General features: G+C 60.4%; 16 protein-coding genes. 10 read left to right on the forward strand and 6 right to left on the reverse strand.

Annotation, left to right across the window (positions count from 1 at the left end):
- Nucleotides 1–357: 357 nt before the first annotated feature.
- Complete coding sequence (locus ATI02_RS23015) at nucleotides 358–558, reverse strand: hypothetical protein (protein ID WP_008080067.1); 201 nt, start codon at nucleotides 556–558, stop codon at nucleotides 358–360.
- A gap of 641 nt (nucleotides 559–1,199) precedes the next feature.
- Here ATI02_RS23015 and pcaR point away from each other — a divergent pair.
- The 9 genes from pcaR (at nucleotide 1,200) to pcaC (ending at nucleotide 10,543) form a co-directional block, all read left to right on the forward strand.
- Nucleotides 1,200–2,042, forward strand: coding sequence for a pca regulon transcriptional regulator PcaR (pcaR, locus tag ATI02_RS23020; RefSeq protein ID WP_095191485.1), 843 nt, complete (start codon nucleotides 1,200–1,202; stop codon nucleotides 2,040–2,042).
- Nucleotides 2,043–2,335: 293 nt separating this feature from the next.
- Entirely contained in the window at nucleotides 2,336–3,682 is a 1,347-nt protein-coding gene (gene pcaK / locus ATI02_RS23025) for a 4-hydroxybenzoate transporter PcaK (protein WP_095191486.1), read from the forward strand.
- Between the two features lie 238 nt (nucleotides 3,683–3,920).
- A complete protein-coding gene (gene pcaF / locus ATI02_RS23030) occupies nucleotides 3,921–5,126 on the forward strand; it encodes a 3-oxoadipyl-CoA thiolase (protein WP_170947329.1) in 1,206 nt (401 codons plus the stop codon).
- A 35-nt stretch (nucleotides 5,127–5,161) separates the two neighbouring features.
- Entirely contained in the window at nucleotides 5,162–5,866 is a 705-nt protein-coding gene (pcaH, locus tag ATI02_RS23035) for a protocatechuate 3,4-dioxygenase subunit beta (protein WP_100847465.1), read from the forward strand.
- A gap of 1 nt (nucleotide 5,867) precedes the next feature.
- Nucleotides 5,868–6,434, forward strand: coding sequence for a protocatechuate 3,4-dioxygenase subunit alpha (gene pcaG, locus ATI02_RS23040; protein ID WP_095191489.1), 567 nt, complete (start codon nucleotides 5,868–5,870; stop codon nucleotides 6,432–6,434).
- 196 nt (nucleotides 6,435–6,630) lie between these two features.
- A complete protein-coding gene (locus ATI02_RS23050; RefSeq protein WP_100847466.1) occupies nucleotides 6,631–7,926 on the forward strand; it encodes an MFS family transporter in 1,296 nt (431 codons plus the stop codon).
- 46 nt (nucleotides 7,927–7,972) lie between these two features.
- Nucleotides 7,973–9,337 (forward strand): 3-carboxy-cis,cis-muconate cycloisomerase, encoded by a 1,365-nt coding sequence (locus tag ATI02_RS23055; RefSeq protein ID WP_100847467.1) that lies wholly within the window; start codon nucleotides 7,973–7,975, stop codon nucleotides 9,335–9,337.
- A gap of 11 nt (nucleotides 9,338–9,348) precedes the next feature.
- Nucleotides 9,349–10,140 carry a 3-oxoadipate enol-lactonase gene (pcaD, locus tag ATI02_RS23060; RefSeq protein WP_100847468.1) on the forward strand — a complete coding sequence of 264 codons (792 nt, stop codon included), beginning with the start codon at nucleotides 9,349–9,351 and terminating at the stop codon, nucleotides 10,138–10,140.
- A 10-nt stretch (nucleotides 10,141–10,150) separates the two neighbouring features.
- The gene (gene pcaC / locus ATI02_RS23065) at nucleotides 10,151–10,543 is read left to right on the forward strand and encodes a 4-carboxymuconolactone decarboxylase (protein WP_007917093.1); all 393 of its coding nucleotides are present in this window, start codon (nucleotides 10,151–10,153) and stop codon (nucleotides 10,541–10,543) included.
- A 107-nt stretch (nucleotides 10,544–10,650) separates the two neighbouring features.
- On the opposite strand, the gene ATI02_RS23070 is transcribed toward pcaC, so the two are convergent.
- The 5 genes from ATI02_RS23070 to emhA form a co-directional block, all read right to left on the reverse strand.
- Nucleotides 10,651–11,454: a methyltransferase domain-containing protein gene (locus ATI02_RS23070; RefSeq protein ID WP_100847469.1), complete on the reverse strand. Its 804-nt coding sequence runs from the start codon at nucleotides 11,452–11,454 to the stop codon at nucleotides 10,651–10,653.
- Nucleotides 11,455–11,748: 294 nt separating this feature from the next.
- A complete protein-coding gene (locus ATI02_RS23075; protein ID WP_100847470.1) occupies nucleotides 11,749–13,008 on the reverse strand; it encodes an OprD family porin in 1,260 nt (419 codons plus the stop codon).
- Between the two features lie 415 nt (nucleotides 13,009–13,423).
- Nucleotides 13,424–14,884 carry an efflux RND transporter outer membrane subunit EmhC gene (gene emhC, locus ATI02_RS23080; protein WP_095191495.1) on the reverse strand — a complete coding sequence of 487 codons (1,461 nt, stop codon included), beginning with the start codon at nucleotides 14,882–14,884 and terminating at the stop codon, nucleotides 13,424–13,426.
- Nucleotides 14,881–18,045 (reverse strand): efflux RND transporter permease subunit, encoded by a 3,165-nt coding sequence (locus ATI02_RS23085; RefSeq protein ID WP_100847471.1) that lies wholly within the window; start codon nucleotides 18,043–18,045, stop codon nucleotides 14,881–14,883. Before ATI02_RS23085 ends, emhC begins: the two co-directional genes overlap by 4 nt.
- A 3-nt stretch (nucleotides 18,046–18,048) precedes the next feature.
- Nucleotides 18,049–19,206: an efflux RND transporter periplasmic adaptor subunit EmhA gene (gene emhA, locus ATI02_RS23090; RefSeq protein ID WP_100847472.1), complete on the reverse strand. Its 1,158-nt coding sequence runs from the start codon at nucleotides 19,204–19,206 to the stop codon at nucleotides 18,049–18,051.
- A 266-nt stretch (nucleotides 19,207–19,472) separates the two neighbouring features.
- Here emhA and emhR point away from each other — a divergent pair, with 266 nt between their 5' ends.
- On the forward strand, nucleotides 19,473–20,105 hold the full coding sequence (emhR, locus tag ATI02_RS23095) for an efflux system transcriptional repressor EmhR (RefSeq protein WP_100847473.1): 633 nt from the start codon (nucleotides 19,473–19,475) through the stop codon (nucleotides 20,103–20,105).
- Nucleotides 20,106–20,178 lie beyond the last annotated feature (73 nt).

The raw sequence follows: 20,178 nt of genomic DNA on the forward strand, positions 1-20,178 counted from the left end.
GTCGTAAGGGGGCGCGATTATGCCAGAAAAGACTGGAAATCGATGCCCTCCCTGCTCATCAGTAACACTCTTATTCGATTTAATTTGTTGCAGTGCGTTAAAACCAAGGGGGGGGCAGGGTTTTTCAAGTAATTGATTTTGATATAAAAATTGTATTTCGAGCGGTCATTTTGTTGTCGCCTCACGGGCTCAAACGCTTGTCTGAAATATCTGTGAAACCTGTAGCGAGCTCCTTTTCGGCCGCAAAGCCGGGGAGATAGCTGCTGCCCGCGGGTAGCGGGCGCGCAAGGCATCGTTGATACACCGCGCTCGTAACCGGTGCGCACGCTGACCTTCGAAATAATCAAAACCCGTGGCTCATGGCTCTTCGGCTTTGAGTTCCTTTTCGATCTTTTCAATTTCTTGTTTGAAGACCTGATCCTGAACGGTTGGGCGTTTGCGCCACGCCTTGCGTTCCGGTTCGGGTTGAGCGGCGTAGGTGGTGACTTCCCCGCCGTAAACTTCCTTGTAACGTTGTTCCTGGCGCTCAAGTTCTGCGCGCAGTTCGTCTTTCGTCACAGTGCTACCTGTTTGAGTTGAGATAAATGTCTGGTGAAACGCACGGCAACGGATCGATTGATCGAGTCCACCGAGCGCCAACACCTGAACAGGCGTTGATGTAATCGGCAGGGCGATCAAGACTTCCATGTTGCAGGCGGCTACGGCACCAGATTAAAACTGACGTAGCATCAGTTTCCTGTTTTTCAGCGAGCGCTGGCGTTGCAAGAGTCATTCGTCAGGCGCTGGCCTGGGCTGTCGGCGATGGACATCGCGTCAGTCGGTGGTATCACGGTGATTGAAAAACCGGGTGCCACTGAGGTGCATTATAGCGGTCGATTCAGGAATGACTATCTTTGCCAAGTTAAAAACGGTTCTGGATGTGTGATCGTTTTGTTACTGACAACTTTTATCGGTAGTTGAATGTGCGGGTGCAGATTTATTTGCCAGGCGTTCTGTTTTTGGCGTCATTTAGTCGAACAACTAAGGCGCGGATTGCGAAGTACGGCAAACCGTTCAAGCCGTTGCCTGGGTGATGCAGGGTCGATTGCGATTATCGGCCGATGGTTCGATAATCGCCCCATCATGCGGCCTCGGCTTTGATGCATCTTCACGCGAGCCGTTCGAGTCGCCACCGATCCGTGCCGGATAAAGGACCTGAAATGAACGATCAAATGCGCAACTCTTTCACCTCCGTCGCGCCGCCGATTGTTGCCTCGCCGGCCAAGCGGATTCAGGCGCTGACTGGCGATCCGGACTTCATGACGTCGCTGGCCCGTGGTCTGGCGGTGGTGCAAGCTTTTCAGGAGCGCAAACGGCACCTCACCATCGCCCAGATCAGCCACCGCACGGAAATCCCTCGCGCTGCCGTGCGCCGTTGCCTGCACACCTTGATCAAACTCGGCTACGCCACTACGGATGGCCGCACCTATTCGCTGCTACCGAAAGTGCTGACCCTGGGCCATGCCTATCTGTCGTCGACGCCGTTGGCGGTTTCCGCCCAGCCCTACCTCGACCGCATGAGCGAGCAACTGCATGAGGCCTGCAACATGGCCACGCTTGAAGGCGACGATATACTCTACATCGCCCGTTCGGCGACGACGCAACGCCTGATTTCGGTGGATCTGTCGGTGGGCGGGCGCCTGCCGGCCTATTGCACGTCGATGGGCCGCATTCTGCTGGCCGCGCTGGACGACACGACGCTGGGTGAATACCTCGACCACGCCGACCTGGTCGCCAAGACCAGCCGCACCCTTCACACCCCCGACGCGTTGCTCGAATGCTTGCAAGAAGTACGGCAGCAGGGCTGGTGCATCGTCGATCAGGAACTGGAACAAGGCCTGCGCTCGATTGCTGTGCCAGTCTACGACGCCTCGGGGCAAGTGGTGGCGGCGCTCAACGTGAGCACCCACGCCGGCCGCGTCAGTCGCACTGAGCTTGAGCAACGTTTTCTGCCAGGCCTGCTTAACGCCAGTCGCGACCTCAGCGCGCAGTTGTTTGCCTGATGAAGCTGTTCGATAAACGCACAGTGTTGCGTTTATCGAATTGACGCTAAAACCCTCGAATCATTAATGTCGCGGCAGCGTCATACGGTGCTGACCGACGCGTCAGCCCGGACTGCCGACTCCGATAATAATGACAAGAGGCAACTCCCCATGCGCCCGTTCCCCGAGTGTCGCCGCTTCCGCCCGTGTTGCCGGGTTAACTGCAGCATCTGATTGCAACCTTCTATTCTTGTGCCCGTGCCGCTCTTTGGCCGGCCGCCGTTCGACTGCGTTTTTTGCGTGGAATAAAAATAATGAACCAGCCTCAGTCTGCTGTAGGTCACTGCCTCGACGTGCAGTCCTTCATCAATGCCCAACCGATCTCGCGCTATCAGTGGCGGGTGGTGATCCTGTGTTTTCTGATTGTGTTCCTCGATGGCCTCGACACGGCGGCCATGGGGTTCATTGCCCCGGCATTGTCACAAGACTGGGGCATCGACCGCGCCAGTCTCGGCCCGGTGATGAGTGCCGCGCTGATCGGTATGGTCTTCGGCGCACTCGGTTCCGGGCCTTTGGCTGACCGCTTCGGGCGCAAAGTCGTGTTGGTGGGCGCGGTGTTGCTGTTCGGAGCTTTCAGTCTGGCCTCGGCATACAGCACCAATGTCGAACAACTGCTGGTGCTGCGTTTCCTGACGGGGCTGGGTCTGGGCGCGGGCATGCCGAACGCAACCACGCTGCTCTCGGAATACACCCCGGAGCGCAAGAAGTCGCTGCTGGTGACCAGCATGTTCTGCGGCTTCAACCTGGGCATGGCCGGTGGCGGGTTCATTTCCGCCAAGCTGATTCCGGCGTTCGGCTGGCACAGCCTGTTGCTGATCGGCGGGATTCTGCCGTTGATCCTCGCCGTGGTGCTGCTGTTCTGGCTGCCGGAATCGGCGCGTTACCTGGTCGTGCGTAACCGCGGCACCGACAAGATTCGCAAGACGCTGGCGCCGATCGATCCGGCCGTCATCGCCCAGGCTGCGAGTTTCAGCGTGCCGGAACAGAAAACCGTCAAGGCACGCAACGTGTTCGCGGTGATTTTCTCCGGTACTTACAGCACCGGCACGTTGCTGCTGTGGCTGACCTACTTCATGGGCCTGGTGATCGTGTACCTGCTGACCAGTTGGTTGCCGACGCTCATGCGTGACAGCGGTGCGAGCATGGAGCAGTCGGCTTTCATTGGCGCGCTGTTTCAGTTTGGCGGCGTGTTGAGTGCGGTCGGTGTGGGATGGGCGATGGATCGCTTCAATCCGCACAAGGTCATCGGCATTTTCTACCTGCTGGCCGGGGTGTTTGCCTACGCGGTGGGCCAGAGCCTGGGCAACATCACATTGCTGGCGACCTTGGTGCTGGTGGCGGGGATGTGCGTGAACGGTGCGCAATCGGCGATGCCGTCCTTGGCGGCGCGGTTTTATCCGACGCAGGGCCGGGCGACCGGTGTGTCCTGGATGCTGGGGATTGGCCGCTTCGGCGCGATTCTCGGCGCGTGGATGGGCGCGACGCTGTTGGGGCTGGGCTGGAATTTCGAGCAGGTACTGACGGCATTGGTGATTCCTGCGGCATTGGCGACCACGGCGGTGTTGATCAAGGGCATGGTCAGCCATGCGGATGCGACGTGACGCATTCTTGATTGTTTGTCGAGTTTGCGGGCCTCTTCGCGAGCAGGCTCGCTCCCACAAGTGCGACGTGACTTCTGTGGGAGCGAGCCTGCTCGCGAAGCTTTTGCCGTTGATTGTCAGGCTGATAACAATGCGTTCGATAAACGAACGCTCAGTCGATTATCGGATTGTCTGGCAAATTTCAGCGGCTTAACCTGCAGTGAACCGCCGCGGCCCACGGCCAGGCACCTGGAGAAGCATGATGCGTGAAGTTTTTATCTGTGACGCGATTCGTACCCCTATCGGCCGTTTCGGTGGTGGTTTGTCTACCGTTCGCGCCGATGATCTGGCCGCCGTGCCGATCAAGGCACTGATGGAGCGCAACCCGTCGGTGGACTGGAGTGCCATCGACGAGGTGTTCCTCGGCTGCGCCAACCAGGCCGGCGAAGATAACCGCAACGTTGCGCGCATGGCGCTGCTGCTGGCCGGCCTGCCGGAAACCGTACCCGGCGTGACCCTCAATCGCCTCTGCGCTTCGGGGATGGATGCGATCGGCACAGCGTTTCGCGCCATCGCCAGCGGCGAGATGGAGCTGGCGATTGCCGGCGGCGTCGAGTCGATGTCCCGCGCACCGTTCGTGATGGGCAAGGCCGATGCGGCGTTCTCGCGCAACATGAAACTGGAAGACACCACCATTGGCTGGCGTTTCATCAATCCGTTGATGAAGGCGCAGTACGGCGTCGATGCGATGCCGCAGACCGCCGACAACGTCGCTGACGATTACGAAATTTCCCGCGAGGATCAGGACGCTTTCGCACTGCGCAGTCAGCAACGCACTGCCGCCGCGCAAGCCGCCGGCTACTTCGCTGAAGAAATCGTCGAAGTACGGATCGCCCACAAAAAGGGCGAAACCGTGGTCAGCCAGGATGAACACCCGCGCGCCGACACCACAATCGAAGCCCTGAGCAAACTGAAACCGGTCAACGGCGCGGACAAAACCGTCACTGCTGGCAACGCCTCGGGTGTTAACGACGGCGCCGCTGCGTTGATTCTGGCCTGCGCCGAAGCGGTGAAGAAACACGGCCTGACTGCCCGCGCCAAAGTGCTGGGCATGGCCAGTGCCGGCGTCGCACCACGAGTGATGGGCATCGGCCCGGTGCCAGCGGTGCGCAAACTCACCGAACGCCTCGGTGTCGCGGTCAGCGATTTCGACGTGATCGAACTCAACGAAGCGTTCGCCAGCCAAGGCCTGGCAGTGCTGCGCGAACTGGGACTGGCGGATGACGCCGCTCAGGTCAACCCGAACGGCGGCGCGATTGCCTTGGGCCATCCGTTGGGCATGAGCGGTGCGCGCCTGGTGCTGACCGCGCTGCATCATTTGGAAAAGACCGGCGGCAAGACAGGTCTTGCGACCATGTGCGTCGGTGTCGGCCAGGGTCTGGCCCTGGCCATCGAACGCGTCTGACGACAGCTGCACGAATAAGAACTGAGGAAAGCGAAATGACTGACAAGCCTGGTTACCGTCGTCCGCAGGAAGGCACCCAGCCTGAGTACCTGCACCCGACGTATCAATCGACCAATTTGCGCTCACCATCCAAGCCTTTGGTGTTTCTGCCCCACTCGCTGTCGGAAATCACCGGGCCGACCATCGGCGCCGAGCGAGTGGACGACAAGGACAACGACCTGACCGCCCAGCATGACGGCGAACCACAGGGCGAGCGGATCATCATCCACGGCCGTGTGCTCGACGAAAACGGCTTGCCGGTGCCGGGGATTCTTGTAGAAATCTGGCAGGCCAACGCCGCCGGCCGCTACAACCACCCGCGCGACCTGCATGACGCGCCGCTGGACCCGAACTTCACCGGTACTGGCCGCACCGTGACCGACGCCGACGGCTGGTATCAGTTCCAGACCATCAAGCCCGGCGCCTATCCGTGGGGCAACCACCACAATGCGTGGCGCCCGGCGCACATCCATTTCTCGCTGTTCGGGCCGAGCATCCTCACCCGCTTGGTGACGCAGATGTATTTCCCCGGCGACCCGTTGCTGGCCTACGACCCGATCTACAACTGCGTGCCGGACACGTCGGCCAAGGAACGCCTGATCGCCCGTTTCGATCTGGAAAAAACCATTCCGTCCTACGCCCTCGGATACCGCTGGGACATCGTGCTGCGCGGCCGTGATGCCACGCCGATGGAGAAATAAGATGACCCTGAATGCGACCACATCCCACACCGTCGGGCCGTATTACCACATCGGCCTGACCTGGCTGAACCGCGAGAACCTCGCCACTGAGTTGACTTTGGGCGAGCGCGTGGCGATCACCGGGCAAGTGGTGGATGGCAATGGCGATGTCGTCAACGACGCCATGCTGGAAGTCTGGCAAGCCAACGCGGCGGGCAAGTACGACCATCCGGAAGACGAACAGGACAAACCGCTGGACCCGCATTTCGAAGGTTTCGGCCGAGTACCGGTGGATGCCGAAGGGCGTTTCCGTTTCACCACGATCAAACCGGGCACGGTCGAGGGTTTGAAGGGCTCGACCCAGGCACCGCATCTGGTGGTGCTGGTGTTTGCGCGCGGGTTGGTGAAGCACTTGCTGACGCGGATTTACTTTGAAGGTGATCCGGCGAACGTGAGTGATCCGCTGCTGGAATGTGTACCGGCCGAGCGCCGCGCGACGTTGCTGGCCAAGCCGGATGCGTCGGGGGGGTACCAGTGGAATGTGATTTTGCAGGGCACTGACGCCGAGACCGTGTTCTTCGATTACTGAGGAACACCACCAATCACCTGTGGGAGCGGGCTTGCTCGCGAAAGCGGAGGGTCAGCCAACATAAATGTCGTCTGACACTCCCTCTTCGCGAGCAGGCTCGCTCCCACAGGTGAGAACTCTGTTGCAGATGGAACTGTGGAACGGGACTGTTGCAAAGTGTGTCTAGACTCTCACAGTCCCTATTGAGTGAAAAACAATGACAACCACCACATCCCATTACACCGGTGAGGAGCGCAGCAAGCGTATCTTTGCCATTGTCGGCGCCTCGTCCGGCAACCTGGTCGAATGGTTCGACTTCTACGTCTACGCCTTTTGCGCGATCTATTTTGCCCCGGCGTTTTTCCCCTCCGATAACCCCACGGTGCAACTGGTCAACACGGCGGGCGTGTTCGCCGCCGGTTTCCTGATGCGTCCTATCGGCGGTTGGATCTTCGGGCGTCTGGCGGACAAGAAGGGCCGCAAGGCCTCGATGCTGATCTCGATTCTGATGATGTGCTTTGGCTCATTGCTCATCGCCTGTCTGCCGACCTACAAGGACATCGGCGTCTGGGCGCCAGTCTTGTTGTTGTTCGCGCGCCTGTTGCAAGGTCTGTCGGTGGGTGGCGAGTACGGCACCACCGCGACCTACATGAGCGAAGTCGCGCTCAAGGGCCAGCGCGGTTTCTTCGCCTCGTTCCAGTACGTGACGTTGATTGGCGGGCAATTGCTGGCGGTGTCCCTGGTGGTGGTGCTTCAGCAGTTCCTTACCGAAGACGATCTGCGTGCCTACGGCTGGCGGATTCCGTTTGTGGTGGGGGCAGTGGCGGCGTTGATTTCGCTGTTCCTGCGTCGTTCGCTGAAAGAAACCACCAGCAAGGAGATGCGCGAGAACAAGGACGCCGGCAGCATCCGTGCGCTGTTTCGCGATCACAAAGCCGCGTTTATCACCGTGCTGGGTTATACCGCCGGTGGCTCGCTGATTTTCTACACCTTCACCACGTACATGCAGAAGTACCTGGTGAACACCGCCGGCATGCACGCCAAGACCGCCAGTTACATCATGACCGGCGCGCTGTTCTTATATATGTGCATGCAACCGCTGTTCGGCATGCTCGCCGACAAGATTGGCCGACGTAACTCGATGCTCTGGTTCGGCGGGCTCGGTACGCTGTTCACCGTGCCGATCCTGCTCAGCCTCAAAGGCGTCAGCAGTCCGCTCCTGGCTTTTGTGCTGATCACCGTGGCGCTGGCGATTGTCAGTTTCTACACCTCGATCAGCGGCCTGGTGAAAGCCGAAATGTTCCCGCCGGAAGTCCGCGCCCTTGGCGTGGGCCTGGCTTATGCGGTGGCCAACGCGATCTTCGGTGGCTCGGCGGAATTCGTTGCCCTGAGTCTGAAGGCTGGCGGCATGGAAAACGCTTTCTACTGGTACGTCACGGCGATGATGGCGGTGGCCTTCCTGTTCAGTCTGCGTCTGCCCAAGCAGGCGAAGTATTTGCACCACGATCTGTAAACCAATGTGCGCGGGCCGCCATGGCCCGCGCCGGCAAGGACTGTTTATGACTCAGCGACCGGGCAATCAATTGTTCGATGCCTATTTCACGGCCCGTGATATGCGCGAAGTGTTCTGCGATCAGGGCCGCGTGCAGGCGATGCTCGACTTCGAAGCAGCGCTGGCCCGGGCCGAGGCGCGGGTCGGACTGATTCCGGCGTCCGCCGTTGCCCCGATCGTCAGCGCGTGCAGCGCTGATCTGTACGATTTCGCGGCGCTGGGCGAGGCGATTGCCACGGCCGGCAATTCGGCGATTCCGCTGGTCAAGGCGTTGGGCAAGCAGATTGCCGCAACCGATGCCGAGGCCGAACGTTATGTGCATCTGGGCGCGACCAGTCAGGACGTGATGGATTGCGGGCTGGTGCTGCAATTGCGTCAGGCGCTGGACTTGATCGAAGAGGAATTGGCGCTACTCGCCGCTTCGCTCGCCACTCAGGCACAACGTCATGCCGCTACACCGCTGGCCGGGCGCACCTGGTTGCAACACGCGACACCGGTGACCCTCGGCATGAAAATCGCCGGTTGGCTGGGAGCCGTGACTCGCAGCCGTCAGCGTCTGCGCGAACTCAAGCCGCGTCTGCTGGTGCTGCAATTCGGCGGCGCGTCGGGCACCCTCGCGGCGCTGGGCGAGCAGGCATTGCCGATCGCTGAGGCCTTGGCTGAGGAACTGCAACTGACCCTGCCGGAACAGCCATGGCACACCCAGCGTGATCGCATCGTCGAGTTTGGCGCGGCACTCGGCTTGATTGCCGGCAGCCTCGGCAAGCTCGGGCGCGACGTCAGTTTGTTGATGCAGACCGAAGCGGCCGAAGTGTTCGAACCCGCGGCGCCGGGCAAGGGCGGCTCCTCGACCATGCCGCACAAACGCAATCCGGTCGGCGCGGCAGTGCTGATCGGCGCCGCGACGCGGGTACCGGGGCTGGTGTCGACATTGTTCAGTGCGATGCCCCAGGAACACGAGCGCAGCCTCGGCCTGTGGCATGCCGAATGGGAAACCCTGCCGGACATCTGCTGCCTCGTTTCCGGATCGTTGCAACAGGCGCGGTTGCTCGCTGATGGCCTCGAAGTCGACGCCGAGCGCATGGGCCGCAACCTCGAACTGACCCAAGGGCTGGTGCTGGCCGAAGCGGTGAGCATCGTCCTCGCGCAACGGGTCGGGCGCGACAGCGCGCATCACTTGCTCCAACAATGCTGTAAACGTGCGGTGGCCGAGCAGCGTCACTTGCGTGCCGTACTCGGTGACGAGCCGCAAGTGACCGCCGAACTGAGCGCCGCTGAACTGGACCATCTTTTGAATCCCGCCCATTACCTCGGTCAGGCACAAGTCTGGGTCGAGCGTGCGGTGGCCGAACACAACGCTTTGACTGTCTGAAGGAGAGGGCTGTGGCTTTCGTTCAACTCGCCGATGGCGAACTGCACTACACCATTCAAGGCCCGGTCGATGCGCCGGTGCTGGTGCTGTCCAACTCACTGGGCACCGACCTGCACATGTGGGACGCGCAAATGCCGGCGTTCACCGAGCATTTTCGCGTGCTGCGGTTCGACACCCGTGGCCACGGCCAATCGCTGGTGACGCCGGGGCCCTATAGCATCGAGCAACTGGGCCGCGACGTGCTGGCGCTGCTGGATGCGCTGCACATCGAGCGCGCGCATTTCTGCGGTCTGTCGATGGGCGGCTTGATCGGCCAGTGGCTGGGGATCAATGCCGGCCAGCGTTTGCACAAGCTGATCGTGTGCAACACCGCTGCGAAAATCGGCGATCCATCGGTGTGGAACCCGCGCATCGAAACCGTCCTGCGCGACGGCCCGGCGGCGATGGTTGCCCTACGCGATGCGTCGATTGCCCGCTGGTTTACCCCGGACTTTTCGGCGGCGCATCCGGCTGCGGCCAAGCAGATTACCGACATGCTCGCGGCCACCAACCCTCAAGGCTATGCCGCCAATTGCGCGGCGGTACGTGATGCCGATTTTCGTGATCAATTGGCCTCGATCAACGTGCCGCTGCTGGTCATTGCCGGTACCGAAGACGCGGTGACACCGCCGTCCGGCGGGCATTTCATTCAGGAACACGTGCGTGGTGCCGAGTACGCCGAGTTCTATGCGGCGCATCTTTCCAACGTGCAGGCCGGCGCTGATTTCAGCGAGCGTGTATTGGCGTTTTTGCAGGCGAAGTGAGGAAGTTTTTGTGGACGAGAAACAACGTTACGACGAAGGCATGCAAGTTCGCCGCGCGGTGTTGGGCGATGCTCATGTCGATCGCAGCCTGACCACGCTGACCGAGTTCAACTCGGAGTTTCAGGAGATGATCACTCGTCATGCCTGGGGCGATATCTGGACTCGCCCGGGTTTGCCTCGGCATACCCGCAGCCTGATCACCATCGCCATGCTGATCGGCATGAACCGCGAGGGCGAGCTGAAACTGCATCTGCGTGCCGCAGCCAATAACGGCGTCAGCCGGGGCGAGATCAAGGAAGTGATCATGCAGAGCGCGATCTATTGCGGGATTCCGGCGGCGAATGCCACTTTTCACCTGGCGGAATCGGTGTGGGATGAGCTTGGGGTTGAATCCCGGGAATAAGTGTTGCCCGGTCTGACGCTTTCGCGAGCAAGCCCGCTCCCACATTTGGAATGCATTTCAACTGTGGGAGCGGGCTTGCTCGCGAAAGCGGTAGCGGCCGTAACGAATCAAACCGTGGCGACAATAAATATCCGCTTGAACGCAAACAACGTATGCCCATCCGCCTCCTGCGGATACTGCGCGTGCACCCGCATCAGATAGTGATAAATAAACCGCGCCTGCTCCGCTGAATCCAGCGCCTGCATCACCGGCCGCAGCGCCGACACTTTCACCCAGTCATACACCGGCGATTTGCCGTCGACCACCTGCAACTGCTCGGTCTCCCAGATATCCAGCGACGTGGTCAACGGCGCCAGCAAACGGTAGTAATCCTCCAGCGCCAACAACGGCCGCGCCGCCATGCGCTGGCGCAGTTGCGGTGTGCCTAATGGCGTGCCGCCGGGGCCGCCATCTTCGAGGGTATCGAGCATCAGCCGATACCACAGCGCATCGCGCCAGTCGGGCATGTGCGCCGCCAGACAACCGCCGGGATTGAGATAACCGAGCAGGTGCGGCAGCAGCGTTTCATGGCCCCCGATAAAGTGCAGTACGGCGGCAGCGAGCAGCAGATCCGCCGGCTGCTCCGGCCGCCATTCGAGCAGATCGCAACACTTCCACTGCGCCCGGATCGGCAGACAGCGCGCTTCATCGAGCATCTGCGTGGAGCTGTCGACGCCCTGCAACTGCGCGCGCGGCCAGCGTTTGGCCAGCAACTGCGTGGCAATGCCGGTGCCGCAGCCGAGGTCGTAAATGCGTTGAGGGTTTTGCAAGTCGACACGGTCGAGCAATTCATTGACCGGGCGTTGCCTGAGACGGAAAAACTGCTGGTACGCCTTGGCGTCCCAGTCGGGGGTTGCGAGACGAGAGATCATTGAGGTGGTCCTCCGGTGATCGTTGGTGTCTTCCGATGACAACCTGGCTCCCAGCTTGAGGACCGACTACGACGACGGAAGCGGAAAGGGTGAAGCACCTGAGTCCTTCAGGTTTTGTCACTTTACCCGCCGGCCGGCAAAGTGCCACTTCTCCTGACCAATGGCGATATCTGCCTGTAGGAGATCAAATGTGGGAGCGAGCCTGCTCGCGAAGGCGCCGTGTCAGTCGGCATATGCTTATCTGACACACCGCTTTCGCGAGCAGGCTCGCTCCCACAGGGGAATATCAGTGTTTTACAACAGGCTGATCGGGTAGCTGACGATGAGGCGGTTCTCATCGAATTCGTTATTGCTGAAGTCCCGGCGCATGGTCGAGTTGCGCCATCTGACGTTGAGATCCTTCAGCGTGCCGCTCTGCACGGTGTAGCCCAGTTCCGATTCGCGCCCCCATTCCTTGCCATCGGTGATGGTGCCGGTGTGTACGTTGTCGCCGCTGATATAGCGGTTCATCAGGGTCAGGCCGGGGACGCCGAGGGCGGCGAAATTGTAGTCGTGGCGCACCTGCCAGGAACGCTCCTGAGCGTTGTCGTAACTGGCGTTGTAACTGTCGTTGGCCAGCGTGCCGCCGCTGGTGCCGTTAACCCGCATCCACGCGCTGTCGCCGGTGAGTTTTTGCATACCGACGTAAAAGGTGTTGCCGCCGTATCGGGCCGAGAACATCCCCGACCAGGTCTTGTTGTCGAGATCGCCGGCGCGGGCGCTGCCGTCGTCCTTGCCGTAGAAGAAACCAAGGTTGGCGCCCAGCGTCCAGTCACCGAGTGGCTGGCTATGGATCAGGTTGACGTACTGCTGGCTGTAGATGTCCTTGAGTTCGGCGTTCCACAGGCCGATCTGCGTGCGTTTTTCGTTGAAAACGTATTCGCCGCCCTGAAAATTGAAGCGATCGGAGGTGAACGCGGCTTTGCCGGTCATCGACATGTCGCTCATGCTGCTGTCGTCGCGCGGGCTGTTGGCGCGGAACTGGCCACCGTACAGGGTCAGGCCGTTGATTTCCTTCGAGGTGATCTGCCCGCCGCGGAAGGTTTGCGGCAGCGAGCGACCGTCGTCCGAACGCAGGATCGGCAGCACTGGCATCCATTCGCCGACCTTCACTTCGGTCTGCGACAGCTTGGCCTTGAACGCGACGTTGGTGCGGCCGAAGTTGTCCGCCGGGCGGCCGTCATGATCAAGCGGCAGCAACTGCGTACCGCCAGTGCCTTTGCCACCGTCAAGTTTCACCGAATACAAGCCGAGCACGTCCATGCCGAAACCGACGGTGCCTTGGGTGAAGCCGGATTTGGCGTCGAGAATGAAGCTCTGCGTCCACTCTTCAGCCTTGCCCTGAGCCTTGGTCGGGTTGGTGAAATTACGGTTGATGTAGAAGTTGCGTAGGTTGAGGTTGACCTTCGCCCCTTCGATGAAGCCGGCTTCTTCGGCCGCAGCGGGCAAAGCAGCCCCGGCCAGAGCGAGGGCGATCAGGCCGGGTAATGCGTACGGCGCAGTGGGATGTGTCATCGCAGAGTCTCTTGTTGTTTTTTTTGAGTCGAACGGAGCCGTTGCCGCCGCTTTCGGGGGCAAACATGAAGTTGCACATTCGGGGATGAAGCGGCGGCGATCAGCCGGACAGGGTAGGGCGCGGGGGCATGGTGTCGAACCTGTTGTTATTGGTTTTGTGAAGCGAATGGTGCGGGGCGCAGAGGCGGGGTTTCAATCGGGGAAAGAGGGTTTTGGGCGATTATCGAACGCAAGATTGAGCCGGTTTTTTGTGTGTCTGGGCTGACGTCTTCGCGAGCAAGCCCGCTCCCACAGGGGAACGCATTCCAAATGTGGGAGCGGGCTTGCTCGCGAAGGGGCCAGTCCAGACAACACAACGTTCTGCTAGACAACAAAAAGCCCACCAAAAGGTGGGCTTGATGTGTTCACCAAATGATCAGAACAACTTCATCTTCGGTGCTTCTTCTTTCAGCGGTTCGTTCTGCGCGGTCTGCGCATTCCAGCCACCACCCAGAGCCTTGTACAGGTTGACCGCACTGGTCAGCTGCGCGAGGCGGTCGGTGATCAGCGCTTGTTGCGCGCTGAACAACTGACGCTGGGCATCGAGGAAGGTCAGGTTGCTGTCGACACCGATGCGGTAACGACGCTCGGCCAGGCGGTAGTAATCCTGGTTGGCCTGCACGAAGTCACGCTGCGCCTGCAGCTGTTCGGTATAGGTCTGGCGTGCGGCCAGGCCGTCGGCGACTTCCTGGAAGCCGGTTTGAATCGCTTTCTCGTAGTTCGCCACGCCAATGTCCTTCTGGATCTTGGCGTAGTCGAGGCTGGCGCGCAGGCTGCCGGCGTTGAAGATCGGCAGGTTGATCTGCGGCTGGAACAGCCACGTCCCCGAACCCCCCTTGAACAGACCGGACAGATCCGGGCTCAGGCTGCCCGCGTTGGCGGTCAGGCTGATGCTCGGGAAGAACGCGGCACGGGCCGCGCCGATGTTGGCGTTGGCCGCTTTCAGGTTGTACTCGGCTTGCAGGATGTCCGGACGACGTTGCAGCAGATCCGATGGCAGACCGGGCGGCACGTCGCTGAGCAGGTCATCGGCCAACGGTTTGGCCGTTTGCAGGTTGGCCGGGATACCGGTGCCGAGCAGCAGGGTCAGGCTGTTTTCATCCTGCGCGACCTGACGGGTGTAGCGCGCCAGTTGGGCACGAGCGTTTTCCACCGAGGTGCGCGACTGCGCCAGATCCAGTGCCGAGGCGACACCGACTTCGTTGCTGCGACTGGTCAACTTGTAGCTTTCTTCGAAGGCACCGAGGGTGTCTTGCGTCAGCTTGAGCAGTTCCTTGTCGGCCTGCCAGGTCAGGTAGGCGTTGGCGACGCTGGCGACCAGGCTGATCTGGGTGCTGCGGCGCGCTTCTTCAGTGGCGAAGTATTGTTGCAGCGCTTGTTCGCTCAGGCTGCGAACCCGACCGAACAGGTCGAGTTCGTAGGCACTGACGCCGACCGTGGCGGAGTAGGAGCTGGTGATGCTCGACTCGCCGGTCTGTGACGCACGCGCCGGAACCCGCTGGCGGCTGCCGCTGCCATTGGCCGAAACCGCCGGGAACAGGTCGGCGCGCTGGATGCGGTACTGGGCCGCATAAGCGTCGATGTTCAGTGCGGCAACACGCAGGTCGCGGTTGTTTTCCAGCGAGACCTGGATCAGCTGTTGCAGGGCCGGGTCATGGAAAAACTGCTTCCAGCCCTGTTCGGCAGCAGCTTGCGCCGGTGCCTGGGCCGGCGAATACGCCGGGCCCTGTGGGTACTGGCCTGCGACCGGAGCCTCAGGCTGCTGATAATCAGGTATCAGCGAGCAACCGCTCAGCACGAAGGCGGCGACTGCGAGGGAGAGTAGCGACTTGCTCATTGGCCAGCCTCTTTAGGAGTTTCTTTAGTTTCATCCTGGTCGGCGTTTTTACGCTGGCCCATGGACGAAACCGTGACGAAGAACAGTGGGACCCAGAAGATCGCCAGGATCGTGGCGGTGATCATACCGCCGATTACCACCGTACCGATGGCGTGTTGGCTACCTGAGCCCGCGCCGGTGGAAATTGCCAGCGGTACCACGCCGAGGATAAACGCCAGCGAGGTCATGATGATCGGACGCAGACGCATGCGGCAAGCCTCGATGGCTGCGTCGCGCAGACTGGCGCCCTGTTCGTGCAGCTCCTTGGCGAACTCGACGATCAGAATGGCGTTTTTCGCCGCCAGACCGATGGTCGTCAACAGGCCCACCAGGAAGTACACGTCGTTGGACAGGCCGCGCAGACTGGTCGCGAGCAGAGCACCAATGATCCCCAACGGCACCACGAGCACGACTGCGATCGGAATCGACCAGCTCTCGTAGGGTGCCGCCAGACACAGGAACACCATCAACAGCGACAACGCGAACAGTGCTGGAGCTTGCGAGCCTGCCAGACGCTCTTCATAGGACAGACCGGTCCAGGAGATGCCCACGCCTTTCGGCAGTTTCGCGGCGATGGCCTCGACTTCAGCCATGGCTTCACCTGTGGAGTAACCCGGAGCCGGGGCACCAAGGATTTCCACCGCTTCCACGCCGTTATAGCGCGAGAGCTTCGGCGAGCCGTAGATCCACTCGCCCTTGGCGAATGCCGAGAACGGAACCATGGTGCCGCTGGCGTTGCGTACGTACCACTTCTTCAAGTCTTCCGGGTTCATGCGCGAATCCGGCTGGCCTTGCACGTACACCTTTTTTACCCGACCGCGGTCGATGAAGTCGTTGACGTAGCTACTGCCCAAGGCAATCGACAAGGTGTTGTTGATGTCGCTGATGGTAATGCCCAGGGCACTGGCCTTCTCGTCGTCGATTTCCAGCTGGAACTGTGGCTCGTCATTCAGACCGTTCGGACGCACTTGCGAGAGCACCTTGCTCTGCGCCGCCATGCCGAGGAACTGGTTGCGTGCCTCCATCAGTTTTTCATGACCGATACCGGCGCGGTCCTGCAGGAACACGTCGAAACCGGTGGCGTTACCCAATTCCAGTACCGCCGGCGGGGCGAAGGCGAACACCATCGCGTCACGGAAGGTAAAGAAGTGCTGCTGAGCGCGAGCGGCCAGTTTGAACACGCTGTTGTCGGCGTCACGTTCATCCCATGGCTTGAGCATGATGAACGCCATCCCCGAGCTCTGACCACGGCCGGCGAAGTTGAAGCCGGTCACGGTGAACACCGAGGCAACCGTGTCACCTTCACCGCCATCCTTGGTCGGACGCAGCAGGTACTCACGCATTTCATCCACGACCACCTGAGTGCGCTGGGCACTGGAGCCGGCCGGGGTTTGCACTTGAGCGAACAGTACGCCCTGGTCTTCTTCCGGCAGGAAGGAGGAAGGAATACGCATGAACAGCCAGATCATGCCGATCAGAATCAGCGCATAGGCCAGCAGGTACGGCACCTTCTGGCGCAGGATATTACCAACGCCGCGCTCGTAGCTTTTGACGCTGCGGTCGAAGTTGCGGTTGAACCAGCCGAAGAAGCCTTTTTTCGGCGTGCCATGCTCACCATGAGGAATCGGTTTGAGCATGGTCGCGCAGAGCGCCGGGGTAAAGATCAAAGCCACCAGCACCGACAGGCCCATGGCCGAGACGATGGTGATCGAGAACTGCTTGTAGATGACCCCGGTCGAACCACCGAAGAATGCCATCGGCAGCAATACCGCCGACAGTACCAGCGCGATACCGACCAGTGCGCCCTGGATCTGGCCCATGGACTTTTTGGTCGCTTCCTTGGGTGACAGGCCTTCTTCCGCCATCACCCGCTCGACGTTTTCCACCACGACGATGGCGTCGTCCACCAGCAAGCCGATGGCCAGCACCATCCCGAACATCGTCAGGGTGTTGATGCTGAAACCGGCGGCGGCGAGGATGCCGAACGTACCGAGCAATACCACCGGCACCGTCATGGTCGTGATGACCGTGGCGCGGAAGTTCTGCAGGAACAGGAACATCACCAGGAACACCAGCACCACGGCTTCGACCAGCGTGTGAACCACGCCTTTGATCGATTCAGTCACCACCGGGGTAGTGTCGTACGGGAATACCACTTCCATGCCTGGCGGGAAGAACGGCTTGAGGCCGTCGATGGTAGTGCGCAGGGCTTTGGCCGTGTCCAGGGCGTTGGCGCCGTTGGCCAGTTTCACTGCCAGACCGGAAGCCGGGCTGCCATTGAACTGGGCGCTGATCGCGTAGTTTTCACCACCGAGACCGACGTCGGCGACGTCTTTCAGGCGAACCTGAGAGCCGTCCTTGTTGACCTTGAGCAGGATTTCCTTGAACTGCTCGGCGGTTTGCAGACGGGTCTTGCCGATGATCGTCGCGTTGAGTTGCTGACCTTGCACGGCCGGCAAGCCGCCGAGCTGACCGGACGAGACCTGGACGTTCTGCGCCGCAATGGCGGTTTTCACGTCGACCGGGGTCAGGTTGAAGTTGTTCAACTTGGCCGGGTCGAGCCAGATACGCATCGCATATTGGGCACCGAAGACCTGGAAGTCACCGACACCGGCGGTGCGCGAGACCGGGTCCTGCATGTTCGACACGATGTAGTTGGACAGGTCGTCCTTGGACATGCTGCCGTCACGCGACACGACGCCGATCACCAGCAGGAAGTTTTTCACTGCCTTGGTTACACGGATACCTTGCTGCTGCACTTCCTGCGGCAGCAGCGGGGTGGCCAGGTTCAGCTTGTTCTGAACCTGCACCTGCGCGGTGTCGGAGTTGGTGCCTTGCTCGAAGGTCGCGGTGATGGTCATGCTGCCGTCGGAGTTACTTTCCGAGGACACATAACGCAGATTGTCGATACCGTTGAGCTGTTGCTCGATCACCTGGACCACGGTGTCCTGCACGGTTTGCGCCGAAGCGCCCGGGTAGGTCACGGAGATCGCAATGGCCGGTGGCGCAATGCTCGGGTACTGGTTGATCGGCAACTTGAGGATCGATAGTGCCCCGACCAGCATGATCACCAGGGCAATTACCCAAGCGAAAATCGGACGGTCGATGAAGAATTTTGACATGGGTTACTCCCCTTTGCCGCCGGCGGCTTTGTCAGCTGCCTGTGCGGGGGCCGGGTTCTTTGCACCGACGTTGGTCGCTTCACTGGCTTTTACTTCGACACCAGGTTTGACGTATTGCAGTCCTTCGGTGATCAGACGATCGCCAGCCTTCAGGCCGTCTTCGATCAGCCACTGACTGCCGACGGTGCGGCTGGCCTTGAGCTGACGCAGTTCAACCTTGTTGTCCGGGCCGACGACCAGCGCGGTCGGCGTGCCTTTGAGGTCGCGGGTCACACCTTGCTGCGGGGCGAGGATCGCGGCGCTGTTCACACCCGCCTGCAACTGGGCGTGGACGAACATGCCAGGCAGCAAGGTGTGATCCGGGTTCGGGAACACGGCGCGCAGGGTCACGGAACCGGTGGTCTGATCGACCGACACTTCAGAAAATTCCAGCTTACCGTCGAGCTTGTACTGGCTGCCGTCTTCCAGAGTCAGTTTGACCGCAGCGGCGTTGTCGCCGGCTTTTTGCAGGCGACCGCTTTCCAGCTCACGGCGCAGTTCAAGCAGTTCAACCGACGACTGCGTAACGTCGACGTAGATCGGATCCAGCTGCTGGATCACGGCCATGGCGTCGGTCTGGCCATTGCTGACCAGTGCACCTTCAGTCACCGAAGAACGGCCGATACGCCCGGAGATCGGCGCGTAGACCTTGGTGTAACGCACGTTGATCTGCGCGCTCTGCAACGAAGCTTCCGATTGCAGGCGGTTGGCCAGGGCGGTGTCGTATTCCTGACGGCTGACAGCCTGCTCATCGACCAGTTGCTTGTAGCGGTCGGAGATCGACTTGGTCGAACGCAGGTTGGCTTCGGCGCTTTTCAGGGTCGCTTCATAGACCGACGGATCGATCTGATACAGCTGCTGGCCGGCTTTGACATCGCCGCCTTCCTTGAACAGACGCTTGAGAATGATGCCGTTGACCTGTGGTCGCACTTCAGCGATGCGGAACGCACTGGTGCGGCCCGGCAGTTCGGAAGTGAGGGTAAAGGCTTGTGGTTGCAGGGTGACGACGCCGACCTGAGGAGGCGGAGCGGCCGGGGCCGCTTCTTCCTTTTTACATCCGCTGAGCAGCGATGCCAGGGCGACGGCAGTGACCAGAGCGGTAACAGCTGGCTTGAATTGCATGAAGATCCTCGGGTCAGGCGCGCAAAAAGCGCACAAGAAGTGTGGAAGGGTAAAAAAAGGGTGCCGGGTAGATAAGTAGCTTGCTAAGGAATATACTTACGTTCATGGTTGTTTGTAAATACCTTGGCTTCGTACCCACCCTGTTACAAAATCGTCGCAAGATTTGAAATTGTAGGCCGGGGAGTCGATTCGAGAGAGATCGGCCCCCTCTTTATTCAGCGGATATTCAGCCATCCCTGAAACATCCTGTTTGAGGTTTTACTGCCATGGTCCGTCGTACCAAAGAAGAAGCTCAGGAAACGCGCAGCCAGATTCTCGAAGCGGCCGAGAAAGCGTTTTATGAACGGGGCGTGGCCCGCACGACCCTGGCGGATATCGCGACTATGGCCGGCGTCACGCGCGGTGCCATTTATTGGCATTTCAGCAACAAGGCCGATCTGGTGCAGGCGATGCTCGACAGCTTGCATGAGCCGCTGGATGAACTGGCCAAGGCCAGCGAAAGCGAGGATGAACTGGATCCGCTGGGTTGCATGCGCAAGCTGCTGATTCATTTGTTTCATCAAGTCGCACTGGATCCCAAGACCCGGCGCATCAACGAAATTCTGTTTCATAAGTGCGAGTTCACCGATGAAATGTGCGATTTGCGCCAGCAGCGCCGAGCGGCCAGTCTCGAGTGCAATCTGCGCATCGGCCTGACCTTGCGTAATGCGGTGAATCGCGGCCAGTTGCCGGAAGATCTCGACACTGCCCGCGCGGCCATCAGCATTCATGCCTATATTGACGGCCTCCTCTATGGGTGGCTTTTGGCGCCGGACAGCTTCGAGTTGCACGCCGAAGCCGAGCGCTGGGTCGATACAGGGCTGGACATGCTGCGCCTGAGCCCCAGCCTGCGCAAATGAACAATGTCTAATCGGCACAGCTTATGTCAATTGGCCTGCTTTCATATACGTTCGAGGCGCGGAGTTTATAGGT

Origin of the sequence: Pseudomonas baetica (assembly GCF_002813455.1) — a bacterium.
Classification (GTDB): Bacteria; Pseudomonadota; Gammaproteobacteria; order Pseudomonadales; family Pseudomonadaceae; genus Aquipseudomonas; species Aquipseudomonas baetica.

Bases quoted from the DNA above. Each gene is read 5' to 3' on its own strand.
- pcaR (WP_095191485.1), top strand. From the start codon at position 1,200: ATGAACGATCAAATGCGCAACTCTTTCACCTCCGTCGCGCCGCCGATT.
- pcaK (WP_095191486.1), top strand. From the start codon at position 2,336: ATGAACCAGCCTCAGTCTGCTGTAGGTCACTGCCTCGACGTGCAGTCC.
- pcaF (WP_170947329.1), top strand. From the start codon at position 3,921: ATGATGCGTGAAGTTTTTATCTGTGACGCGATTCGTACCCCTATCGGC.
- pcaH (WP_100847465.1), top strand. From the start codon at position 5,162: ATGACTGACAAGCCTGGTTACCGTCGTCCGCAGGAAGGCACCCAGCCT.
- pcaG (WP_095191489.1), top strand. From the start codon at position 5,868: ATGACCCTGAATGCGACCACATCCCACACCGTCGGGCCGTATTACCAC.
- ATI02_RS23050 (WP_100847466.1), top strand. From the start codon at position 6,631: ATGACAACCACCACATCCCATTACACCGGTGAGGAGCGCAGCAAGCGT.
- ATI02_RS23055 (WP_100847467.1), top strand. From the start codon at position 7,973: ATGACTCAGCGACCGGGCAATCAATTGTTCGATGCCTATTTCACGGCC.
- ATI02_RS23070 (WP_100847469.1), bottom strand. From the start codon at position 11,454: ATGATCTCTCGTCTCGCAACCCCCGACTGGGACGCCAAGGCGTACCAG.
- ATI02_RS23075 (WP_100847470.1), bottom strand. From the start codon at position 13,008: ATGACACATCCCACTGCGCCGTACGCATTACCCGGCCTGATCGCCCTC.
- emhC (WP_095191495.1), bottom strand. From the start codon at position 14,884: ATGAGCAAGTCGCTACTCTCCCTCGCAGTCGCCGCCTTCGTGCTGAGC.
- ATI02_RS23085 (WP_100847471.1), bottom strand. From the start codon at position 18,045: ATGTCAAAATTCTTCATCGACCGTCCGATTTTCGCTTGGGTAATTGCC.
- emhA (WP_100847472.1), bottom strand. From the start codon at position 19,206: ATGCAATTCAAGCCAGCTGTTACCGCTCTGGTCACTGCCGTCGCCCTG.
- emhR (WP_100847473.1), top strand. From the start codon at position 19,473: ATGGTCCGTCGTACCAAAGAAGAAGCTCAGGAAACGCGCAGCCAGATT.